At 63.3% G+C, this 19,168-nt stretch carries 20 protein-coding genes; 9 read left to right on the forward strand and 11 right to left on the reverse strand.

Annotation, left to right across the window (positions count from 1 at the left end; genetic code table 11):
- The first annotated feature begins 8 nt into the window (after window positions 1-8).
- The gene (locus tag ONR57_RS11205) at window positions 9-677 is read left to right on the forward strand and encodes a lytic transglycosylase domain-containing protein (RefSeq protein WP_265123452.1); all 669 of its coding nucleotides are present in this window, start codon (window positions 9-11) and stop codon (window positions 675-677) included.
- Window positions 678-770: 93 nt separating this feature from the next.
- Here ONR57_RS11205 and ONR57_RS11210 read toward each other — a convergent pair whose 3' ends face one another.
- From ONR57_RS11210 to thyX, 3 genes are all read right to left on the reverse strand, one after another.
- Window positions 771-2,579, reverse strand: a complete 1,809-nt coding sequence (locus ONR57_RS11210) for a ribonuclease J (RefSeq protein ID WP_265123453.1) — start codon at window positions 2,577-2,579, stop codon at window positions 771-773.
- Complete coding sequence (gene dapA, locus ONR57_RS11215; RefSeq protein WP_265123455.1) at window positions 2,576-3,484, reverse strand: 4-hydroxy-tetrahydrodipicolinate synthase; 909 nt, start codon at window positions 3,482-3,484, stop codon at window positions 2,576-2,578. Before dapA ends, ONR57_RS11210 begins: the two co-directional genes overlap by 4 nt.
- A 77-nt stretch (window positions 3,485-3,561) precedes the next feature.
- Window positions 3,562-4,314, reverse strand: coding sequence for an FAD-dependent thymidylate synthase (gene thyX / locus ONR57_RS11220; RefSeq protein WP_265123456.1), 753 nt, complete (start codon window positions 4,312-4,314; stop codon window positions 3,562-3,564).
- Window positions 4,315-4,403: 89 nt separating this feature from the next.
- Here thyX and ONR57_RS11225 point away from each other — a divergent pair, with 89 nt between their 5' ends.
- Both ONR57_RS11225 and ONR57_RS11230 read left to right on the forward strand, forming a co-directional pair.
- Window positions 4,404-4,841 carry an SRPBCC family protein gene (locus ONR57_RS11225; protein WP_265123457.1) on the forward strand — a complete coding sequence of 146 codons (438 nt, stop codon included), beginning with the start codon at window positions 4,404-4,406 and terminating at the stop codon, window positions 4,839-4,841.
- Between the two features lie 114 nt (window positions 4,842-4,955).
- Window positions 4,956-5,576 (forward strand): toxin-antitoxin system HicB family antitoxin, encoded by a 621-nt coding sequence (locus ONR57_RS11230; protein WP_265123458.1) that lies wholly within the window; start codon window positions 4,956-4,958, stop codon window positions 5,574-5,576.
- Between the two features lie 27 nt (window positions 5,577-5,603).
- Here ONR57_RS11230 and ONR57_RS11235 read toward each other — a convergent pair whose 3' ends face one another.
- The 5 genes from ONR57_RS11235 to ONR57_RS11255 form a co-directional block, all read right to left on the reverse strand.
- Window positions 5,604-6,056 carry an NAD(P)H-dependent oxidoreductase gene (locus tag ONR57_RS11235; protein WP_265123459.1) on the reverse strand — a complete coding sequence of 151 codons (453 nt, stop codon included), beginning with the start codon at window positions 6,054-6,056 and terminating at the stop codon, window positions 5,604-5,606.
- A 25-nt stretch (window positions 6,057-6,081) separates the two neighbouring features.
- Window positions 6,082-6,486 carry a hypothetical protein gene (locus ONR57_RS11240; RefSeq protein WP_265123619.1) on the reverse strand — a complete coding sequence of 135 codons (405 nt, stop codon included), beginning with the start codon at window positions 6,484-6,486 and terminating at the stop codon, window positions 6,082-6,084.
- 56 nt (window positions 6,487-6,542) lie between these two features.
- Window positions 6,543-7,301, reverse strand: coding sequence for a 4-hydroxy-tetrahydrodipicolinate reductase (dapB, locus tag ONR57_RS11245; RefSeq protein WP_265123460.1), 759 nt, complete (start codon window positions 7,299-7,301; stop codon window positions 6,543-6,545).
- Window positions 7,302-7,331: 30 nt separating this feature from the next.
- The gene (locus tag ONR57_RS11250) at window positions 7,332-8,651 is read right to left on the reverse strand and encodes a pitrilysin family protein (RefSeq protein ID WP_265123622.1); all 1,320 of its coding nucleotides are present in this window, start codon (window positions 8,649-8,651) and stop codon (window positions 7,332-7,334) included.
- A 97-nt stretch (window positions 8,652-8,748) separates the two neighbouring features.
- On the reverse strand, window positions 8,749-11,034 hold the full coding sequence (locus ONR57_RS11255; protein ID WP_265123461.1) for a polyribonucleotide nucleotidyltransferase: 2,286 nt from the start codon (window positions 11,032-11,034) through the stop codon (window positions 8,749-8,751).
- A gap of 217 nt (window positions 11,035-11,251) precedes the next feature.
- On the opposite strand from ONR57_RS11255, the gene ONR57_RS11260 reads away from it, so the two are divergent.
- Entirely contained in the window at window positions 11,252-11,395 is a 144-nt protein-coding gene (locus ONR57_RS11260) for a hypothetical protein (protein WP_265123462.1), read from the forward strand.
- Window positions 11,396-11,443: 48 nt separating this feature from the next.
- Here the strand turns inward: ONR57_RS11260 and rpsO are convergent, their stop codons facing one another.
- Window positions 11,444-11,713, reverse strand: coding sequence for a 30S ribosomal protein S15 (gene rpsO / locus ONR57_RS11265; RefSeq protein ID WP_265123463.1), 270 nt, complete (start codon window positions 11,711-11,713; stop codon window positions 11,444-11,446).
- A gap of 383 nt (window positions 11,714-12,096) precedes the next feature.
- On the opposite strand from rpsO, the gene ONR57_RS11270 reads away from it, so the two are divergent.
- Window positions 12,097-13,281 (forward strand): NYN domain-containing protein, encoded by a 1,185-nt coding sequence (locus ONR57_RS11270; protein ID WP_265123464.1) that lies wholly within the window; start codon window positions 12,097-12,099, stop codon window positions 13,279-13,281.
- On the opposite strand, the gene ONR57_RS11275 is transcribed toward ONR57_RS11270, so the two are convergent.
- Window positions 13,268-14,263: a bifunctional riboflavin kinase/FAD synthetase gene (locus ONR57_RS11275; protein WP_265123465.1), complete on the reverse strand. Its 996-nt coding sequence runs from the start codon at window positions 14,261-14,263 to the stop codon at window positions 13,268-13,270. The two genes, ONR57_RS11270 and ONR57_RS11275, sit on opposite strands and share 14 nt — an antisense overlap.
- A 144-nt stretch (window positions 14,264-14,407) precedes the next feature.
- On the opposite strand from ONR57_RS11275, the gene ONR57_RS11280 reads away from it, so the two are divergent.
- The 4 genes from ONR57_RS11280 to ONR57_RS11295 are packed head-to-tail and all read left to right on the forward strand — an operon-like array spanning window position 14,408 to window position 18,127.
- Window positions 14,408-15,334 carry a metal ABC transporter substrate-binding protein gene (locus ONR57_RS11280; protein WP_265123466.1) on the forward strand — a complete coding sequence of 309 codons (927 nt, stop codon included), beginning with the start codon at window positions 14,408-14,410 and terminating at the stop codon, window positions 15,332-15,334.
- Window positions 15,331-16,119, forward strand: coding sequence for a metal ABC transporter ATP-binding protein (locus ONR57_RS11285; protein ID WP_265123467.1), 789 nt, complete (start codon window positions 15,331-15,333; stop codon window positions 16,117-16,119). Before ONR57_RS11280 ends, ONR57_RS11285 begins: the two co-directional genes overlap by 4 nt.
- Window positions 16,116-17,021, forward strand: coding sequence for a metal ABC transporter permease (locus tag ONR57_RS11290; RefSeq protein ID WP_265123468.1), 906 nt, complete (start codon window positions 16,116-16,118; stop codon window positions 17,019-17,021). Before ONR57_RS11285 ends, ONR57_RS11290 begins: the two co-directional genes overlap by 4 nt.
- Before the next feature lie 44 nt (window positions 17,022-17,065).
- Window positions 17,066-18,127, forward strand: a complete 1,062-nt coding sequence (locus ONR57_RS11295) for a DUF2332 domain-containing protein (protein WP_265123469.1) — start codon at window positions 17,066-17,068, stop codon at window positions 18,125-18,127.
- Here the strand turns inward: ONR57_RS11295 and ONR57_RS11300 are convergent.
- A complete protein-coding gene (locus ONR57_RS11300; protein ID WP_265123470.1) occupies window positions 18,124-19,062 on the reverse strand; it encodes an MBL fold metallo-hydrolase in 939 nt (312 codons plus the stop codon). The genes ONR57_RS11295 and ONR57_RS11300 overlap by 4 nt on opposite strands.
- Window positions 19,063-19,168: the final 106 nt, after the last annotated feature.

Consider the following 19,168-nt stretch of genomic DNA (forward strand, 5'->3'; position numbering starts at 1 on the left):
TTTTCGTTATGAACTCACCAGCTCTAGTCCTGACGTCCGCCATCACTGCTATCGCCGCCGCTATCACAATCAGCAACGCGGTTCCCACCGAGCCCGCCGCCACTGCCGAAGTGGACCGAGCCGCCGAAGCGGTCGCAAGCGCCGCCGCTGACGAAATCGCAGAGCCTGATGAACCCCCCGCACCCCCGCCCGTGCCGAAACCCGTTCCCGCTGAGTTCACCGAGTGGATCTTCAAGGCCAGCGCCGAATGTGGTGAAGTGACCCCGGGCCACCTTGCGGCCCAGATTTACGCGGAAAGCGGTTTTAACGTCAATGCGGTGAGTTACGCGAATGCCCAGGGGCCCGCCCAGTTCACGCCGGGGACATGGGAGACCTGGGGAGTCGACGCCGACGGCGACGGGACTCGCGATCCCTTCAGCATTCCCGACGCGCTGACCGCGCAAGCCCGGTACATGTGTCACAACCTCGAGATGACCCATGACGCGATCGCCAGCGGCAGGGTAGCGGGGGACCCGATCGAGCTCGCCCTGGCCGCTTATAACGCGGGCTTCGGTGCAGTTCTGCGTTTCGGCGGGATGCCTGCGGGCGGCGAATACTCCACCCAGACCCAGCCATATGTCGAGAAGATCCGCGCCCTCGAGCATGCCTACAGCGAGTTCCTCGCTTACCTGACGTGACCGTCGCGGACCCATCGTCCTGCCGAGACATTTAGCACTTCGCTAACCACGCGCTCGACGAGTGCCACGACAGCGGTCGTCACCGCCGGGTTGTTACTTGCCGCTGACCTCGAGAATGGTCGGGACGATCATCGGCCGGCGGCGGTACGTTTCCGCAACCCATCTGCCCACTGTCCGCCGAACGGCCTGGGCGATGCGGTGCGAATCAGTTACACCCTCAGCCTCAAGGCGTGCAAGCTCGTCTTCCACACGCTCGACCGCGCTCTTGAGCGCCGCTGGATCATCGGAGAAGCCGCGTCCAGCAACCTCTGGGGTACTCACCGCCTTGCCCGTCTCCACGTCGATCGCGACCGTGATAGCGATGAAGCCGCCTTCGCCGAGGATGAGCCGGTCCGACAGGGTCGAGTCTCCCACGTCGCCAACGGAAAGCCCGTCGACGTACACGTGACCGACGGGGTAACGGCCGGTGATGCGCGCCGTTCCCTCCACCATGTCGACGACGACGCCGTCCTCGGCCAGCATGATGCGCTCCGGCGGCACCCCGGTGGCCTCGGCGAGCGCAGCATTGGCTCGCAGGTGCCGCCACTCTCCGTGCACGGGCATCACGTTGCGCGGACGGACCGCGTTGTAGATGAAAAGCAACTCCCCCGCCGACGCATGCCCTGAGACATGGATCTTCGCGTGCGCCTGCGTCACGACCGTGGCCCCACGCTTCGCCAGACCGTTCACCACGGCGAAGACAGAGTTCTCATTTCCGGGAATCAGCGAGGACGCGAGCACGACGAGATCGTTGGCGCGAATGTTGATCTGGTTGTGTTCGCCGCGCGCCATTCGCGAGAGCGCGGAAAGCGGCTCGCCCTGCGAGCCGGTCGATACGAGTACTAATTTGTCGTCAGGGAGCTTCGCGGCCGTATCGAGATCGACTTCCACACCCTCGGGCATCGTGAGGTAGCCGAGGTCCTGCGCGATTTTCATGTTGCGCACCATCGACCGGCCGACGAAGGTCACTTTGCGGCCGTATCGCTGAGCGACGTCAACCACCTGCTGGATCCGGTGCACATGGCTAGCAAAGGACGCCACGATCACGCGCTGACTGGCCTTACCGATGACGGTGTCGAGCGCCGTCCCGATCTGGCGTTCCGGCATCACAAAGCCAGGGACTTCGGCGTTGGTCGAATCGACGAGGAGGATATCCACGCCTTCATCACCGAGCCGGGAGAACCCGGCGAGGTCCGTGAGCCGGCCGTCGAGCGGGAGCTGGTCGAGCTTGATGTCGCCGGTGTGGAGGACAGTGCCCGCGGACGTACGCACAGCGATCGCGAGCGCGTCGGGAATGGAGTGGTTGACCGCGAAGAACTCAAGGTCAAACGGGCCGTACTCCGCACGCTCACCTTCGGTGACCTCGATGAGGTTTGGTTTGAGGTGGTGCTCGCGTGCCTTCGCGGACACGAGCGCGAGAGTGAAGCGCGAACCGACCACGGGGATGTCTGGGCGCAGCCGGAGTAAGAACGGAACCGCACCGATGTGGTCTTCATGGCCATGCGTCAGGACCACGGCCACGACGTCGTCGATGCGGTCCTCGATCGGACGGAAGTCCGGAAGGATCAGGTCGACTCCCGGCTGCTGATCCTCGGGAAAGAGGACACCGCAATCGATGATGAGCATCTGGCCGGCGTGTTCGAACACCGTCATATTGCGGCCGATTTCGCTGATGCCGCCGAGGGCGTAGATCCGCAGTCCGTCATCCGGTGCGGGAGGTGGAGCGCCAAGCTTGGCCGTCGGATCGAATGCGGGTGCGACAGTTGCTGGCACGCTGGTGTTCCTTTCCGGCGCCGCTGCAGGCTGTGGTGGCCCTGAGGACCGTGTGGCGCGACGTCCGCGCTGCTGCCGGGAATCGCTCATTGCAGTACCCCAGCCGCACGCAGTTCCGCGGCGAGCGCCTGAACCTGTTCGACTGTCGGTGCAACCTGCGGAAGCCGCGGATCGCCCGCTTCGACTTTAAGCAGGCGCAGGCCGGCTTTGCAGGCGGATACACCGCCCAGCGCCGCGATTGCGCGGAATAGCGGGAACATCGATGCATTGAGGCGGCGGGCCCGCGCGTAATCGCCGATGGTCGCTGCATCAAGCATCTTACGCAGACGCCCCGCGACGAAGTGTCCGGCGACACTGACGAATCCAACCGCTCCCACAGAAAGCCAGGGCAAATTCAGCGGATCGTCACCTGAGTAGTATTCCAGTCCGGTCGTCGCAATGATCTCGGCGCCAAGATTGAGATCCCCCTTCGCATCCTTGACCGCGATAATGCGCGGGTGCTCGGAGAGCGCGAAAAGCGTGTCCCGCGCGATCGGGACGATTGAGCGCGGCGGAATGTCGTACAGCATCACTGGCAGATCGGTCGCGTCTGCGACAGCGCGGAAATGCGCCAGCAGGCCAGGCTGCGGCGGACGCGAGTAGTAGGGGGTGACCACAAGCAAGCCGTGTGCGCCCGCCTGCGCCGAGGCACGGGCCAACTCAATGCTGTGCGAGGTGTCGTAGCTGCCCGCGCCGGCAATGATGCGGGCCCGATCACCGACCGCGTCGACCACGGCACGCAGCAGTACCGCTTTCTCGTCGTCCGTTGTCGTCGGCGACTCACCGGTGGTGCCCCCGAGGACAAGGCCGTCACAGCCCTCAGTGACGAGGTGGTCAGCGAGCTTCACACCTGCGTCCACATCGAGTTTCCCGTCAGGGGTGAACGGCGTGACCATCGCGGTCACAACGGTGCCGAACGCACGTGCTGCGTTCGACGACGGAACACCAGTGGTCATGGTGCTTACGCTACCTTTCAGTTCGCCAGTTACCGAATAGCCGAGGCCGTGGCATCGGTAAGTGCTGCTTGTCTCGCTTATCCTTCGGTGACGAACGGGCTCGTCGCAACTTCGCTGCCGTCGGACAGTGTTCCGATATCGAAATCTCCAAAAACGTTGGGGGCTACCTTTTGTAGCTGACGGAGGCATTCGATCGCGAGTTCCCGGATTTCCACATCCGCGTGCTCTGTCGCCCGCATGGCGATGAAATGCCGCCACGCGCGATAGTTGCCGGTGACGACAATCCGTGTCTCAGTTGCATTCGGGAGCACGGAACGCGCCGCCTGGCGCGCCTGTTTGCGGCGCAGAAGCGCGTTAGGCATGTCCGCGAACTTGTGCTGCAATGCTTCGAGCAGTTCGGTGTACGCCTCGCGCGTCACTTCCGCCGCCTTGCTGAGCAGCGCCTCGAGCTCCGGATCTCCGGCGATCGCCGGCGGCGCCACAATGTTCGCATCGTGCTCAGGCACGAAACGCTGCGACAGCTGAGAGTACGAGAAATGCCGGTGCCGGATGAGTTCATGGGTGCAGGACCGTGAAATTCCCGAGATATAGAAACTGACCGACCCGTGTTCAAGCAGTGAGAGGTGACCGACCTCGAGGATGTGGCGAAGATAACCCGCGTTCGATGCGGTGCGCGGATTCGGTTTACTCCAGCTCTGATAGCACGCACGACCCGCGAATTCGGCAAGCGCTTCCCCACCGTCAGCGTCGGTCTCCCACGGGACATCACTCGGCGGCACAAACTCCGTCTTCGCGATGAGCTGTACCTTCAGCGGCACGATCTCCGGCACAGATATCCTCCTACACGTGGCTTCACTCGCGGATGCGGTGAAGCACATCGATTATCTCTCACTAGGTGACGAGTCAGGAGTGCGGGCATATGGCAGTTAGCGGATCGATCGAGTTTGACGTCCAGGCACCACCCGAGAAGGTGATGGAGGTGATCGCGGATGTCGAATCGCTCCCACTGTGGTCGTCATCGCATCGCAAAGTCGAGGTGCGGTCTCGTCACGACGACGGCCGTCCGGCCCGAGTCTGGATGGCGATCTCCACCATGGGCGTGAGCGATGAGCAGCTCGTCGATTACACATTCGAGGACAACGTAGTGCGCTGGGAACTCGTCGAGCCGAGCAACCAGCAGAAGACACAGACGGGGTCGTACGTCCTCAAGCCTTCCGCGAAGGGCACCTCCGTCACCTTCGATCTTGCGGTGGATCTGAAAATTCCGATGCCTGGTTTCCTGGTGAAGCGCGGCCAAAAGATGGCGCTGGAAACAGCGTCCAAAGGGCTGAAGAAGTTCATCGAAGACGCCAACTGAACCACCGCGGTGCCGCAAGGGAAACGAAGAGTGACGCCATCATGACACCAAGCTGACATCACAATGGCGCCACTTTTCCTTGACGGCAGCAGATTGTGGCGTCATTGTGGTGTCATGGATCTTTCCCAATACACCCAGCGATTCCATGACGACCTCGTGGCTGCGGCAGCACTCGGCGATGAGCGGACTCAGCAGCTTGCCTCAGCACTCGCGAAGGCGGCAGACCCCGCGCTGCGTCTCGTTTTGATGTCCGCTCTCAGCGAGCTCGCTGCGCAGATCTCCCAGGAACTCGAAGACCGAACGGTTGACGTCCGTGTCGCGGGAGACAACATCAGCGTCGTCGTAATTCACGATGCCGAAACGGTCGGTGGCCCGGAGCTCGGGGCATCGGCGCAAGATGCTTTATCCGACTTCGAACAGGCTCTCGACGAACTTGGCGGCAACATCTCTCGCGTCACGCTGCGCTTGGTTGACGGTATCAAAGCGCGTGCCGAGGAAGCCGCTAGCGCCAACGGGGTTTCGCTCAACTCCTGGGTGTCGCAGGCAGTCCGTGGTGCGCTGCGCGACCAGGGCAAATGGTCGTGGGAGCCGCCACACTCCCGGACGCGCACGTCGTCCGCGCCCGTCCAGGACGACGCCGCACCGGATGCGAGCCACTCAGCGGCCACTCCTGAGGAAACGGCACCGGCCAGCGAGAGCGATACTTCAAGCGACGCACCGCGCAACGAACAGTAGGCAATTGTGCGTCGAGCGTGTCCGTGGTCACGCCATCAGCTGAGCGGCCACTGAAGCGCCCAATTCCCAGCAGGTCTCGAGATCGGTCTTGGCTGGTTTGCCCATCACCACGACCGACTCAGCGGCCTTGACCCAGCCCAGCCCCGTCGTTACGCGCTCGACGCTGTGCTCCGCACCCTCAGTGCCCTCGTTTCCATGGATGAAGAGGCCGTATGGCCGTCCGCGCGTCGAGTCGAGGCAGAGGTAATAGCACACGTCGAACGCGTGCTTGAGCGCGCCCGACATGTACCCCAAGTTGGCAGGGGTGCCGAGCAGGTACCCATCAGCTTCGAGCATCTCCGCAGGTGCAACAGTCAATGCGGGGCGACGCACGACGTCAACGCCCTCGATCTCTGGATCCGTCGCACCAGAAACCACCGCCTCGAACATGGCCTGCATGTGCGGGGACGGCGTGTGATGGACGATCAGCAATCTCGGCACGCGCCTGAGCGTACCGCCACGTGCGTCATTCGTTCACGTTCTGGCGCCGCTTCTCTCGTTCGAGTTCCACCGCCCGGCTCATCGCTTCACGTGCCCGTCTGCGGTCCCCTGCTATGTCATACGCACGTGCGACGCGATACCAGTGCCGCCAGTCATCAGGGTGCTGATCGAGGTCCGCCTTCACCGTGAGGAAGAACGCGTCCGCCGCCTCACGCTCGAATCGCCCGGAAGGACGCCTGGGCAGTCCTGAAGTGTCCAGTTCAAGGCCGTCGGCAGCGATAAGCTGGGAAAGCCGGGAATGCTGGAATCCGGCGCGCAGCGTAGTGAATCCCACGTACGCTCCCAAAAACGGCAGCACGAGGATGGCAACTCCCAGCACCACGGTTTCGGTGGTGCCATTACCGATCAGCATGATCGCTTGACGGCCCATCAGGATCAGATAAAACCCAAGCCCGACAGTGATGAATACGATCGCGAGTTTAGTTTTCACAGGTCCATCAGGGGGTCGATACCGATAGTCAGGCCCGGGCGCTGAGCGATCCCGCGAACGCCGAGCAACACTCCAGGCGCGAACGACGATCGGTCGATCGAGTCGTGCCGGATCGTCAGTGTCTCGCCCTGCGTCCCGAGCAGGACCTCCTGGTGCGCAACCAATCCGGCGAGGCGAACAGAATGCACATGCACACCCGCCACCGATGCTCCGCGCGCGCCGTACAGCGCGGTAGATGTCGCATCAGGCATGGGTGCGCAACCTGCCCGGTCGCGCGCCGCCCCGACAAGCTCCGCGGTCCGGGCTGCGGTACCCGACGGAGCGTCTGCTTTGTTGGGATGGTGCAGCTCCACGATCTCGACGGAGTCGAAGAACCGCGCGGCCTGCTCCGCAAACTTCATGCACAGCACAGCACCAATCGCGAAGTTGGGCGCGATGAGAACGCCCACGTCAGGCTTCTGCGATAGCCACTCGCGGACTTGGGCCAGCCGTGCCTCGTCGAAGCCGGTGGTCCCGACGACCGCGTGGATGCCATTCTCGATCAGAAACTCGAGATTTCCCATGACCACATCCGGATGGGTGAAATCGACGACAACGTCGGCTTTGCTGGCTGTGAGGTCGGCCAGCGAATCGTCACGATCGACCCGTGCGGCAAGTGCCAGGTCTGTAGCGGTCTCCACTGCGTCACAGATGGCCTTGCCCACTTTTCCTTTGGCACCCAAGACACCGACCCGGATCGCACCCGCGTTAGTCATCGCGCTCCTCACTCGTCGAACTCAACACGCCTAGCGTACGCGGGCGTTTCGGCATAGCTTTTTCAGCTGCGGCGGCAACTCCCCCACAGCGCCGTATGGGCCGACCACTGCCGCACCGAACGGCCGCCGCAGCAGATCATTCGCCACCGCGGCCACGTCACTCGGAGTCACGCGGACGATTCTGTCGACCGTATCGGTGACCGACAAGTGATTGCCGTAGCTCAGCTCGCTGCGGCCGATCCGGTGCATCCGGGACGACGAGTCTTCCAGCCCGAGCACCAGTTGCCCGCGCAGGTTGCCCTGGGCGCGCCGGCACTCAGCTTCGCTGATCCCGCGCTCGGCAACATCGCCAAGCACCTCTCCCACGAGCGTGATTACGTCGCTGAGGCATTCCGGCTGGCACCCTGCATACACGGAGAACGCTCCAGTGTCAGCGAATGTGTCGACCCCTGAATAGACAGAGTATGCGAGGCCCCGTTTTTCCCGTATCTCCTGGAACAGCCTAGAACTCATGCCGCCGCCGATTGCGGTGTTGAGCACTGACAGCGCCCAGCGGCGCGGATCGTGTCGTCCATAAGCCCGAACCCCGAGCGAGACGTGCGCCTGTTCGCTGTCACGGTCGAGGAAGGCCACCCTCGGTGCCCGCCGCAGCTCGAGATGACCTTCTCTGCGCTGCACCGGCTGCTGCCCATCCGCGAGCGCGTCACCAAAGAATTTACCGACGAGCCCCACCACCTCCGCGTGACGAATGTTACCCGCGGCCGCGACAACCATTCGCTCGGGGCGGTAGCGCCGGATGTGGAAGCTGTGCAGTTGTCGACGCGTCATCGCCTCCACAGACTCTGGCGAGCCGATGATAGGCCGCCCGATCGGATGACCCGCGTAAAGGGCGTGCAGAAACGCATCCCCCAGCAGATCCTCCGGATCGTCGTCACGCATCGCGATTTCTTCGAGCACGACGCTGCGCTCGATTTCGACATCGTCACCACGGCAGCGCCCCCGCAGCACGACGTCCGAGACGAGGTCAAGAGCGAGCGGCAAGTCGTCGTCAAGGACGTGCGCATAGAAGCAGGTGTGCTCACGCGCGGTGAACGCGTTGAACTCGCCGCCAACTGCGTCCATCGACTCCGCGATATCGAGCGCGGAACGTGTCGGCGTCGCTTTGAACAGTAAGTGTTCGAGAAAATGCGCCGCGCCGGCGTGGCCTGGATGCTCGTCACGGGAGCCTACGCCGATCCAGAGCCCTACCGATGCGGAGCGGACCCCTGGCAGGTACTGGGATACAACGCGCAACCCGCCGGGAAGGACGGATCGCTCGACCGGCCCGGGCTCCCCGTCCGGGAAAAGCAGGTGGCCAGGACCCTCTCCTGAGTCCTGTGCCGCCTGCACCCGATAATCGTTACCCCGGAAACTGGTACCCCGGGAACTGTTATTCAGTGGCGTTCCGCTACTCGGAAGTACCGGATTCGCTGCCACCTGATTCACTCTGACCATCAGTGGTGGATTCTGCCGTCTCTCCAGCCTGAGCGTCGGACTCATCGTCGACGGGTACCAGACTGATCTTGCCGCGGTTGTCGATGTCGGTGATCTCGACACGCAGCTTCGTGCCGACGTTCACCACGTCCTCCACTTTAGCGATGCGTTTGCCCCCGCCGAGCTTCGAGATGTGGACGAGGCCATCGCGACCTGGCAGAAGCGATACGAAAGCGCCGAAGGCGGTGGTCTTGACCACGGTGCCGAGGAATCTGTCGCCTATCTGCGGCTGCTGCGGGTTCGCGATTTCATTGATGCGGTCAATCGCGGCCTGCGCGGACGGCCCATCGGTGGCGCCGATGAAGATCGTGCCGTCGTCCTCGATGGAGATGGAGGCGCCAGTTTCCTCGGTGATCTGGTTGATGACCTTGCCCTTGGGTCCGATCACCTCACCGATCTTGTCGACCGGCACCTTGATGGTCGTAATCCGCGGCGCATATGGACTCATCTCATCGGGACGGTCGATCGCCTCAGCCATCACGTCGAGAATTGTCAGTCGCGCGTCACGGGCCTGGCTCAGCGCGCCCGCGAGAACCTTCGACGGGATGCCATCAAGTTTGGTGTCGAGCTGCAGCGCGGTAACGAAGTCCTTCGTCCCGGCCACCTTGAAGTCCATGTCACCGAACGCGTCCTCTGCCCCGAGGATGTCGGTCAGCGCGACGTACTTCATCTCGCCGTCGACCTCTTCGGACACGAGGCCCATTGCGATGCCCGCGACGGGAGCCTTCAGCGGAACACCGGCGTTGAGCATCGACAGTGTCGACGCACAGACCGAACCCATTGATGTCGAACCATTGGACCCGAGCGCTTCCGATACCTGACGGATCGCATAAGGGAACTCTTCGACAGTGGGCAAGACCGGAACGAGAGCACGCTCTGCGAGCGCACCGTGACCGATCTCGCGGCGCTTCGGCGTACCCACGCGGCCGGTTTCGCCGGTGGAGTAAGGCGGGAAGTTGTAGTGATGCATGTACCGCTTGGACGTCTCGGGCCCGAGCGAGTCGACTTGCTGCGCCATCTTGACCATGTCAAGCGTGGTGACACCAAGAATTTGAGTTTCCCCGCGCTCGAACAGCGCGCTGCCATGCGCACGCGGGACCACCGCGACCTCCGCGGCCAGCGAGCGGATATCTGTGATGCCGCGACCGTCGATACGGAAGTGGTCTGAGATGATCCGGCGGCGAACCTGCTGCTTGGTCAGCGAACGGAAAGCGGCCCCGATTTCCTTCTCGCGACCCTCGAAAGTGGGAGCAAGCTGCTCGAGAACTTCGCCCTTGATTTCGTCGAGCCGGTTCTCGCGCTCCTGCTTGCCCGCAATGCTCAGCGCGTCAGCGAGTGGCGTCCCAGCGATCTTGTCGACTGCTTCGAAAACGTCGGGCTCGTACGGCGGGTACAGCGGGAAGTCACCGGTGGCCTTCGCAGCACCGCGTGCGAGCGCCTGCTGCGCCTCACACAGTTTCGCGATAGACGGCTTCGCCGCCTCAAGACCCTCCGCCACGATCTCTTCAGTGGGAGCCTGTGCACCACCATCAATCAGCGCAATGACATTCTCGGTGGCCTCTGCTTCCACCATCATGATCGCGACGTCAGCGTTCTCGCCGCTTCCCGACACGATGCGGCCCGCCACCACCATGTCGAAGACTGCATCTTCGAGCTGCTTGACAGTTGGGAAGGCCACCCACTGCCCTTCGATAAGCGCGACCCGCACTGCGCCCACCGGACCTGAGAACGGTAGCCCAGCAAGCTGCGTCGATGCCGACGCACCATTGATTGCGACCACGTCGTAAAGGTGGTCTGGGTCCAAGCTCATTACGGTGACGACGACCTGCACCTCATTGCGGAGCCCGTCCACGAAGGAGGGGCGCAGTGGCCGGTCAATCAGCCGGCAGGTGAGGATGGCGTCGGTGGACGGCCGGCCTTCGCGCCGGAAGAACGATCCCGGGATGCGGCCCGCAGCGTACATACGCTCCTCGACATCAACTGTCAGCGGGAAGAAGTCAAAGTGCTCCTTCGGCTGCTTCGACGAGGTTGTTGCGGAGAGCACCATCGTTTCTTCGTCGAGGTACGCGACCACGGCACCGGCGGCCTGGCGCGCGAGGTGACCGGTCTCGAACCGGATCGTGCGCTTGCCGAAACTGCCGTTATCGAGCACAACCGAGCTCTCGAAAATGCGCGGTTCGTGATCGTTTTGTTCAGTCATTCAGTGTTTCTCACTCTCGATTTGTCTTTCGCGCCCAGCAGGGCGCCGGCCTGGCGCAGCCATACGCGGTACGGCGCGCTCATCCGCCTCAGCCAGACAAGAGAGCACAGCAATGTGTGCTGCGCACGAAGGTCGTGCAGCTCACCTCCGCTACCGCGGCCATCGATCGAAGCAGCCGGATGATCGTCATCCGGCGGCCACTACCGAGGACCGACGTGTGGAGGTAACTCCGCCAGGCAGAGCGTCGTTCACTGCTGGCAGTGAACCACCCGCAGAGTACCAGTCAGTACCGGCACTGTCGGGCAAGATCGCCAGCGTGGTGCTGGCAGTAACCGCAATGGGCCCGGTCACAGCCCCGTAGGGCAAGTGACCGGGCCCATCAGATTCCGTCGTCGCGACAGAAACCAGATCAGCGGCGCAGGCCAAGGCGCTCGATCAGCGAACGATAGCGCTGAATGTCGACCTGCTGAAGGTACTTCAGCAGACGACGGCGACGGCCGACGAGCAGAAGCAGACCGCGACGCGAGTGGTGATCATGCTTGTGCTGCTTGAGGTGCTCCGTAAGGCCGATGATGCGCGTGGTCAGCAGAGCGACCTGCGCTTCGGGCGATCCGGTGTCCGTCTCGTGGAGGCCATACTCCTTGAGAACGTCCTTTTTGGTCTGGGTATCCAGTGCCACGGAAAATCTCCTGGGTCACGTCCGCGTGATGATCATTTTGCGGTGCTCATGCACCGCATTGGTGCAGCCACCGCGAACCGCAGCCGCACCAGCGCATTAGCATAACAGACATGAGCGGCGGACCGATTCGGGCAATTACCTGCGCGGTCATTCCCCCCGCGGAAGACACTAAGCCTCGCCGCCGCCGTGCCGCTCGTGGTTCTTACGCTCGCAGGTGCAGTGAGCGCCGCGCTGGGCAGCTGGTTGCTGCACCGGGCTGACTCACAGCGACCCCGGGTGGTTTCGAAGCGATTCTAATAGTCGCGCACCAGCGGCGGGATGGCCGTGGATGATGGAGTGCGAATCAGTAATCGTCAGCACTGACAGTGAGGGTGAACCACCTGATGCCTGCGTTCCGCCCAGCCAACGCCATCATGTACATCGATGCGGGATACCTGTGGCTTACGCTGCAGGAATTGACCGGAAAAGCCAACCGGCAGCAACTCGGCATCGACCAGGTCGCGCTGATCAGGCTGATCGGTGAGCTTGCTCAGCGCCACCACCCGGAAGTTCGTGTCCTTCGCCAAATGTGGTACGACGCGGAGCCGGACAACGGCACACCCATCATGCACCACCAGCTCATCCGGGACACGCCTGGCGCATGTCTGCGCACGGGGACACTGTATTTCGTAGACGGCTTGCCGCGGCAGAAAGGCGTTGATACGCGACTCGTCGCCGACATTGTGACCGCGGCCCTCAAAGGTGCCGCGGCAGAGGTGATCCTCTTCGCCGGAGATGCGGACCTCATACCTGCCCTCGAAGCGGCAGGTACAGAAGGGGTACGGACCGGACTGTGGTACCTCGATGGCGGCGACACTGTGTCGCGAAGACTCAAAGGCGCCGCCGACCACGTCCTCGCGCTCGACCCACAGATCTTCCTGGACCTGCAGTACCGCGGGCGTCCCGCGGAAGGCGCAGCGATCGACTTCTCGGTAAGCGAGCACCCCCCGGGTGATCATGCCGAGCACACCCCGGCCCCGAACGCCACTCGCGCCGTGCACCACGCAGCAGCTGCCACGGAACGGCCTGATGAGACCGTGGAATCCGCCGAACCAGCACCGGAGGTGCAGCCGGAAGAAGCAAACTCCGCGGCGCATCACACAGCACCCGCCTCGCCGCCGGGCCAGGCACCGGCCGATGCCGAAGCGGAAGCTGTTTCGAGCCCTATCCCGTCACCGGTGGCAATGCCACGCTTCATTCCCCGCAAACGCGCCGTTAAAGAGACGGATCTCATTCCGCTGTCGGTGCTGAGCCGGGTGGGTGCTCAACTCGTGGTCGATACGCAGGGTGAGGCACGCCGGATCGGCGAACGGTACGCGCAGCGCTGGTGGGACGCGTCATCGAAAGAGCAGCGCGCCCGAATCATCCAGTTCCTTGCCGGAACGCCGCAAGTCCCGCAACGAGTTGATTCAGATATGCTCCACCTGGCCTGCGCCGCGATGGACGTTGAGTTCGTCCCTGAGGAGGCGCGGATCGCGCTCCGCGACGGCTTCCTCGCAGAGATGAAGATGCGCGTCAGACAGTCCTGAGCACGGATTCTGTTTCGGCTACGTCGTTATTCATTGCCTGAATAAGTTCCTCGACTGAGCCGAACCGGCGCATGCCCCGGAGTCGCTTGACGAAATCTACAGCGACATGCTGCCCGTAGAGATCGGCGTCGACACCGAGCGCATATGCCTCGACTGTCCTGGCGGTGCCAGAGAAGGTGGGGTTGGTACCCACCGAGATAGCAGCCATGCCGCGCTCGCCCGGCGCGATCGAGCCGCTTACCGCGCCTGGCCCGACAACAGTGAACCAGCCTGCATACACGCCGTCAGCGGGTATCGCAGTGTACATCGGCGGGGCGACGTTGGCCGTGGGAAAACCAAGTGTTTTGCCGCGTCCATCACCCCGAACGACGACGCCCTCAATTCGGTGCGGGCGGCCGAGCGCCTCGGTTGCCGCATCCATGTCACCTGCGTCTACGCAAGCACGGATATAGGTCGAGGAGTAGGTGACGTCGTGCTCGGTGAGCAGTCCCACGCCATGCACGTTGAACCCGAATCTGTGGCCCAGCGCCTCTAGGGTTTCGACTGTGCCGGCCGCCTTCCTGCCGAAGGTGAAGTTGTCGCCGACGACAACTTCGGCGACGTGCAAACGCTCCACCAGAACCTCGTGCACGAATGCTTCCGGGGAGAGTCGCGATAGCTCGACCGTAAAAGGCATCACACAAAAAACATCGATGCCGAGTTCCTCGACGAGTTCAGCGCGGCGCGTGAGAGTCGATAGCTGAGCGGGATGTGAGCCGGGGCGCACCACTTCCGAGGGGTGCGGGTCGAACGTCATCAGGACGCTGGGCACGCCGAGACGCTTCGCCTCCTGCACGGCTTTGGTGATGAGCCTGGCGTGCCCCCGGTGCACTCCATCGAATACGCCGATGGTGAGCACGCATCGCCCCCAGTCCGCGGGGATAGAGGCCAAGCCCCGCCAGCGCTGTCCACCCTGAGCATCCGAAGACCACTTCTGCTGCACGGTGAAAAGCCTACGACGGCAGCGGCTCACAAGCACACGCGGTCCGCAGCTCGCACAATCCGGCGTCACGCCACGCTCGGCAAGAGTTGCGAAAAAGCACCCTAGTGCTGGACATTGTCCGGATCGAGGAGTATAAGTTTCGGTATGGCGAACTCTTCTCTTCGTGTATGGAAACCAGGAGTTTTGAGCGTGCTTATCGCTCTGGCAGTAGCGCTCACCGCCTGCAGTTCCCCCACCGCCTCGGGAAGTGAAGACGATCGCCCTCTCGTGCTCACGACCTTCACGGTGCTAGCTGACATGGCCCAGAACGTCGCTGGCGACCATCTGCGCGTCGAGTCGATCACCAAGCCTGGTGCGGAGATCCATGGATACGAACCAACCCCGTCCGACCTGCGCACCGCCGAAGGCGCCGCGCTTATCCTCGACAACGGTCTCGGGCTGGAGAGCTGGTTCGAACGGTTCGTTACCACAATCAACGCCCCGCACGCGGTCGTCTCCGAAGGAATCGAGCCGATCGCTATCCGCGGCGGTGAATACACTGGTCGCGCTAACCCGCACGCCTGGATGTCCCCGGTCGAGGCGCAGGTTTATGTCGACAACATTGCAGCCGCGTTCGCCGACCTGGACCCTGCCAACAGCGGCGAGTATCTCAGCAACGCGGAGGCGTACAAGCAGGAAATCGCCGCGATCGGTGACGAACTGACCACCGCGCTCGCACAGTTGCCAGAAGGCCAGCGCGTGCTCGCCACCTGCGAGGGAGCATTTTCCTACCTGACGCGTGATACCGGACTCCGCGAGGGGTATCTCTGGGCAGTGAACCAGGAGCAAGAAGGCACTCCACGGCAGGTCGCTGACCTCGTGGCATTCGTCCGCGAACACAACGTCCCCGCACTGTTCTGCGAGTCGACTGTCTCGGACCGTGCACAACGCCAGGTTGCGCGCGAGACAGGTGCACAGTTCGCCGGCGTCTTGTACGTGGACTCGCTGTCTGACGCGGACGGACCCGTACCGACCTATCTGGATCTGCTGCGTCACACCGCTGACGTCATCGTGGAAGGACTGACGGGATGACTGCACACACCGACCGGCCTCCTGCCATCGAGGTCCGTGACCTTACGGTCGCCTACCGCTCACTGATCGCTCTGCAGTCAGCGTCACTCATAGTGCCCTGGGGTCAGGTATATGGGCTGATCGGCACCAACGGATCGGGCAAATCAACGCTCTTCAAAGCCATTATGGGCATGCTGCGCCCACGCAGCGGGTCCATTTGCATCGATGGCGGCTCCGCGGCCACGGCACGGCGGCGCAGTGTGATCAGTTATGTTCCGCAGAGCGAAGACGTTGACTGGTCATTTCCGCTGAGTGTCCGTGACGTCGTCACCATGGGCAGATACGGCGCAATGAACTGGCTTCGCATACCGCGCCGCAGGGACCGGACTCTCGTTGACAAGGCGCTTGCCCAAGTTGGCATGGCCGAATTCGCTGACAGGCAGATTGGTCAGCTCTCTGGTGGGCAGCGCAAGCGCGTCTTTCTCGCACGCGCGCTCGCGCAGCAGGCTTCCATCATCCTGCTCGACGAACCCTTCACCGGGGTCGACAAGAACAGTGAAGCGACCATTTCCGCATTGCTTCGCGACCTCGCGCGTGAGGGGAACACCGTCCTCGTTTCCACACACGATCTCAACTCCCTGCCCCAGCTGTGCGACGCGGCCGCGCTGATCAACAGGACGGTGCTGCTCGAAGGCACGCCTGCCGACGTGCTCGAGCCTGAGAACCTTGCGCTGGCTTTCGGTTCGGCGCCCGCCCCCCTAGCACGCCCGCAGAAGCCGTCTCTCTCCGTTGTGGGTCTGCCATGAGCGTGCTCGACCTCATCCTCGACCCGCTGAACTTCGAATTCATGCGCCGCGCCATCATCGTCGCGACTGTCGCCTCGGTGGTGTGCGCGCTGCTCAGCTGCTGGTTGGTACTCATCGGCTGGTCGCTGATGGGTGACGCGATATCACATGCGGTCCTCCCGGGGGTCGCGCTCGCGTACCTCTTCGGCGTGCCGTTCGCAATCGGCGCACTGGTCTTCGCCATGGGTGCGGTCGCACTGATCGGCACGATCCGCAACACCAGCCGGGTCAAGGAAGACGCCGCGATGGGCATCGTTTTCACGGCGCTTTTCGCGCTAGGTCTCGTGCTGATCTCCCGCAATCCCGCGCAAGTCGACCTCATGCACATTTTGTTCGGGAATCTCCTCGGCATTCCGTCCGCCGATCTGTGGCAGGTCGTGATCCTCGGTGCGGTGACCGTGTTGGTTCTCATCGCAAAACGCCGAGACCTGACGCTGTACGCATTCGACAAGACCCACGCTCAGGCCATAGGTATCTCAGCGAGCCGACTTGGCGCGCTGCTGCTTGCGCTACTCGCTGTGACCATCGTCGTCGCCCTGCAGGCGGTTGGTGTCATCCTGGTGGTCGCGCTGCTAATCACCCCCGGCGCGACGGCGTACTTGCTGACCGACCGGTTTTCCCGGATGCTCGTGCTCGCACCGTCAATAGCGGTCACCTGTTCAGTCATCGGCATTTACGCGTCGTACTACTACGACGCATCGACAGGCGGCATGATCGTGCTTGCGCAATCCGCCGCCTTCGCGCTCGCCTACCTGTTCAGCCCGAGCCAGGGCCTTGTGACAGGCCTGTTCCAGCACCGCAACGCCGCACCACACCGCGACAACACCGCTGCAGTACCCAGCAGCAGCCAGCACACCACCTAAAATCAAAGCGACGCCGAAGCCGGTCTCGAGAGGCAGCCGCACCCATGAGCAGGGGCAGAACTCCATCTCAGCAGTACCGGTACTTCGCTCAGACTGGCGCCGCGGCGTCGCCGCTCTACGAGCACGTCAGCATTGCATTCAGCGAATCCAGTGCGGCGCTGCGGGCCATCGAAGCAGCACCAGCCCGCAGGCGGCAGCCCGCTCTGATACTCGCCGCACTGCATGACCTTGCTCTCGCAGGTCATGCGCCCGCGCTGGCCGAAGCCTACGCCAACGCGGACAGCGAAGCCGCCGCGGCCGCGGCGATCGCCACGCTGCTGCACATGGGCGACTCAGTCGCCGCCATCGCCGCGCGCAGGCGCATGCAAACAATTGCGTTCGAGCACTGTGCCGTGCTGTATCCGGCTATCACCGCTGCAGCACAGTGGGCGGGTGCCGACTCGATAGGCTTGATCGACGCCGGGTGCTCCGCCGGCGTCAATCTCACTGCAGATCTCGCCGAAATTACCTACAGTGGCGTGCTATCACTGGGAGACCCAGCATCACCGCTAAAGGTCCGATCATCGATTAAGGGCGCGCACCCGGTACCCGCGCGATCCGCGCCTGCGGTCACCGTCCGGATCGGCATTGTGCCTGATCCGATTGACGTGACCGATGCGGACGATGCCCGATGGTTGCGAGCCTGCATCCCACCGGATCAGCCGGAGCGGGCGGCTCAGCTCGAAGCGATGCGAACGCTTGCGGCAGCGGCGCACGCGGAGCACCTCCGGGGCGACCCTGTCAGCGTGCTCGCCAGCGCTTTCGCCCACGTGCCAGCGGGTGCCTTGCCCGTCGTGCTCACCACCTGGTCGCTCTCTCAACTGCCGCACGAAAGCCGCCTGCGTTTTGTGCACCAACTCCGCGACGCGGCCCGCGACCGGCCGGTGGCGTGGGTATCGGCGGAAGGTGTTGGAGTCGCGCCCACAGTGCCAACGCTCGGTGACCGTCGCGCTTCTGGGCATAGCATCATCGGCGTAGCATTCGCCGAGAACTCGGACTTCAGCGCCGAGGCGGTGGGCCGCTGCTGGTCGAGGGGCAGAATTGTTGAGTGGCTGGCCGGGCCCTAACCGCGCTCGGCTTTATCGAGCCATTGATATATACCCTCGACGTTCATAGCGGGCGGCAACAGGCGGTCAAACTTCTCCTCGACACTCGGTGCGGCGTGGAGCCGCGCGTACCGCTGCCTGGTCGCCTCCATCACCATCGCCACCGCGTGGTCGACGCTCTGCTGCTCGGCGTGCGCACGGCGCGCGACCTCCACCCAAATCTGCAGCTCCTCTGCGGCGACAGCGAGCTTGTCCGCCACACCGTCAGCCGGACCGAAATGCGTGTACAGAAGCCGCTGCGGACGGAGCGAAACGAGCAGGCGGAGCGACTCCAGCGCGCTGTCGAGATCGAAATCCGATGGCGGAGTGGCCGGCTTCAGCAGGTCGATCTCGGGAATGTAGATTCCCGCCGCGTCGCCGGCGAACACGTCACCGGTCAGCGAATCCTGCAAGCCGAGGTGATGCTTCGCATGGCCAGGCGTGTGGTGCCCCGTGAGATACCGACCACCGCCAAGATCCACCTTCTCACCGTCTCCGAGCACATGGACACGGGTGTGATCGGCCGGGCGCATAAATCCGAAGACCCGCGCAAGCACGTCGCCGTACACGTGCTGCGCCCCCACCATCAGCCTGCTGGGGTCCGCAAGGTGCCGTGCCCCGCGCTCGTGCACCCAGATCTGGGCGTTCGGGAACTGCTCAGCCAGATGGCCCACCGCACCCGCATGGTCGAGATGAATGTGCGTGACAACAATTGCCGCAAGATCAGCACGGCCAACACCGAGCGCTGCTAGCCCGTCGCGCACCGTATCGGCGGTGAGGCTGGTTCCCGTTTCCACCAGGCAGGGCGCCTCACTCAGGATCGCGTAAGCCGCGTTGATGCCCGGAAGTCCCGCCATCAGCGTGTCAATGAGATAAACGTCGTTGCCTAGGTGTACCGGCGTGTTCGTGTGTGCCATCCGTGAATCCTGTCCTCACTGTGCCCATGACCACAGTAGCTGCACTCAGCACAGCGTTTCGAATGCCGCATTCCGGAACACCGGTCGACTGGCAGCAGCTAGGTCA

The sequence above is a fragment of the Hoyosella sp. YIM 151337 genome (assembly GCF_026041215.1).
Taxonomy (GTDB): Bacteria; Actinomycetota; Actinomycetes; order Mycobacteriales; family Mycobacteriaceae; genus Hoyosella.

Bases quoted from the DNA above. Each gene is read 5' to 3' on its own strand.
- ONR57_RS11205 (WP_265123452.1), top strand. From the start codon at position 9: ATGAACTCACCAGCTCTAGTCCTGACGTCCGCCATCACTGCTATCGCC.
- ONR57_RS11210 (WP_265123453.1), bottom strand. From the start codon at position 2,579: ATGAGCGATTCCCGGCAGCAGCGCGGACGTCGCGCCACACGGTCCTCA.
- dapA (WP_265123455.1), bottom strand. From the start codon at position 3,484: ATGACCACTGGTGTTCCGTCGTCGAACGCAGCACGTGCGTTCGGCACC.
- ONR57_RS11225 (WP_265123457.1), top strand. From the start codon at position 4,404: ATGGCAGTTAGCGGATCGATCGAGTTTGACGTCCAGGCACCACCCGAG.
- ONR57_RS11230 (WP_265123458.1), top strand. From the start codon at position 4,956: ATGGATCTTTCCCAATACACCCAGCGATTCCATGACGACCTCGTGGCT.
- ONR57_RS11240 (WP_265123619.1), bottom strand. From the start codon at position 6,486: ATGGGCCGTCAAGCGATCATGCTGATCGGTAATGGCACCACCGAAACC.
- dapB (WP_265123460.1), bottom strand. From the start codon at position 7,301: ATGACTAACGCGGGTGCGATCCGGGTCGGTGTCTTGGGTGCCAAAGGA.
- ONR57_RS11255 (WP_265123461.1), bottom strand. From the start codon at position 11,034: ATGACTGAACAAAACGATCACGAACCGCGCATTTTCGAGAGCTCGGTT.
- ONR57_RS11270 (WP_265123464.1), top strand. From the start codon at position 12,097: ATGCCTGCGTTCCGCCCAGCCAACGCCATCATGTACATCGATGCGGGA.
- ONR57_RS11280 (WP_265123466.1), top strand. From the start codon at position 14,408: ATGGCGAACTCTTCTCTTCGTGTATGGAAACCAGGAGTTTTGAGCGTG.
- ONR57_RS11285 (WP_265123467.1), top strand. From the start codon at position 15,331: ATGACTGCACACACCGACCGGCCTCCTGCCATCGAGGTCCGTGACCTT.
- ONR57_RS11290 (WP_265123468.1), top strand. From the start codon at position 16,116: ATGAGCGTGCTCGACCTCATCCTCGACCCGCTGAACTTCGAATTCATG.
- ONR57_RS11295 (WP_265123469.1), top strand. From the start codon at position 17,066: ATGAGCAGGGGCAGAACTCCATCTCAGCAGTACCGGTACTTCGCTCAG.
- ONR57_RS11300 (WP_265123470.1), bottom strand. From the start codon at position 19,062: ATGGCACACACGAACACGCCGGTACACCTAGGCAACGACGTTTATCTC.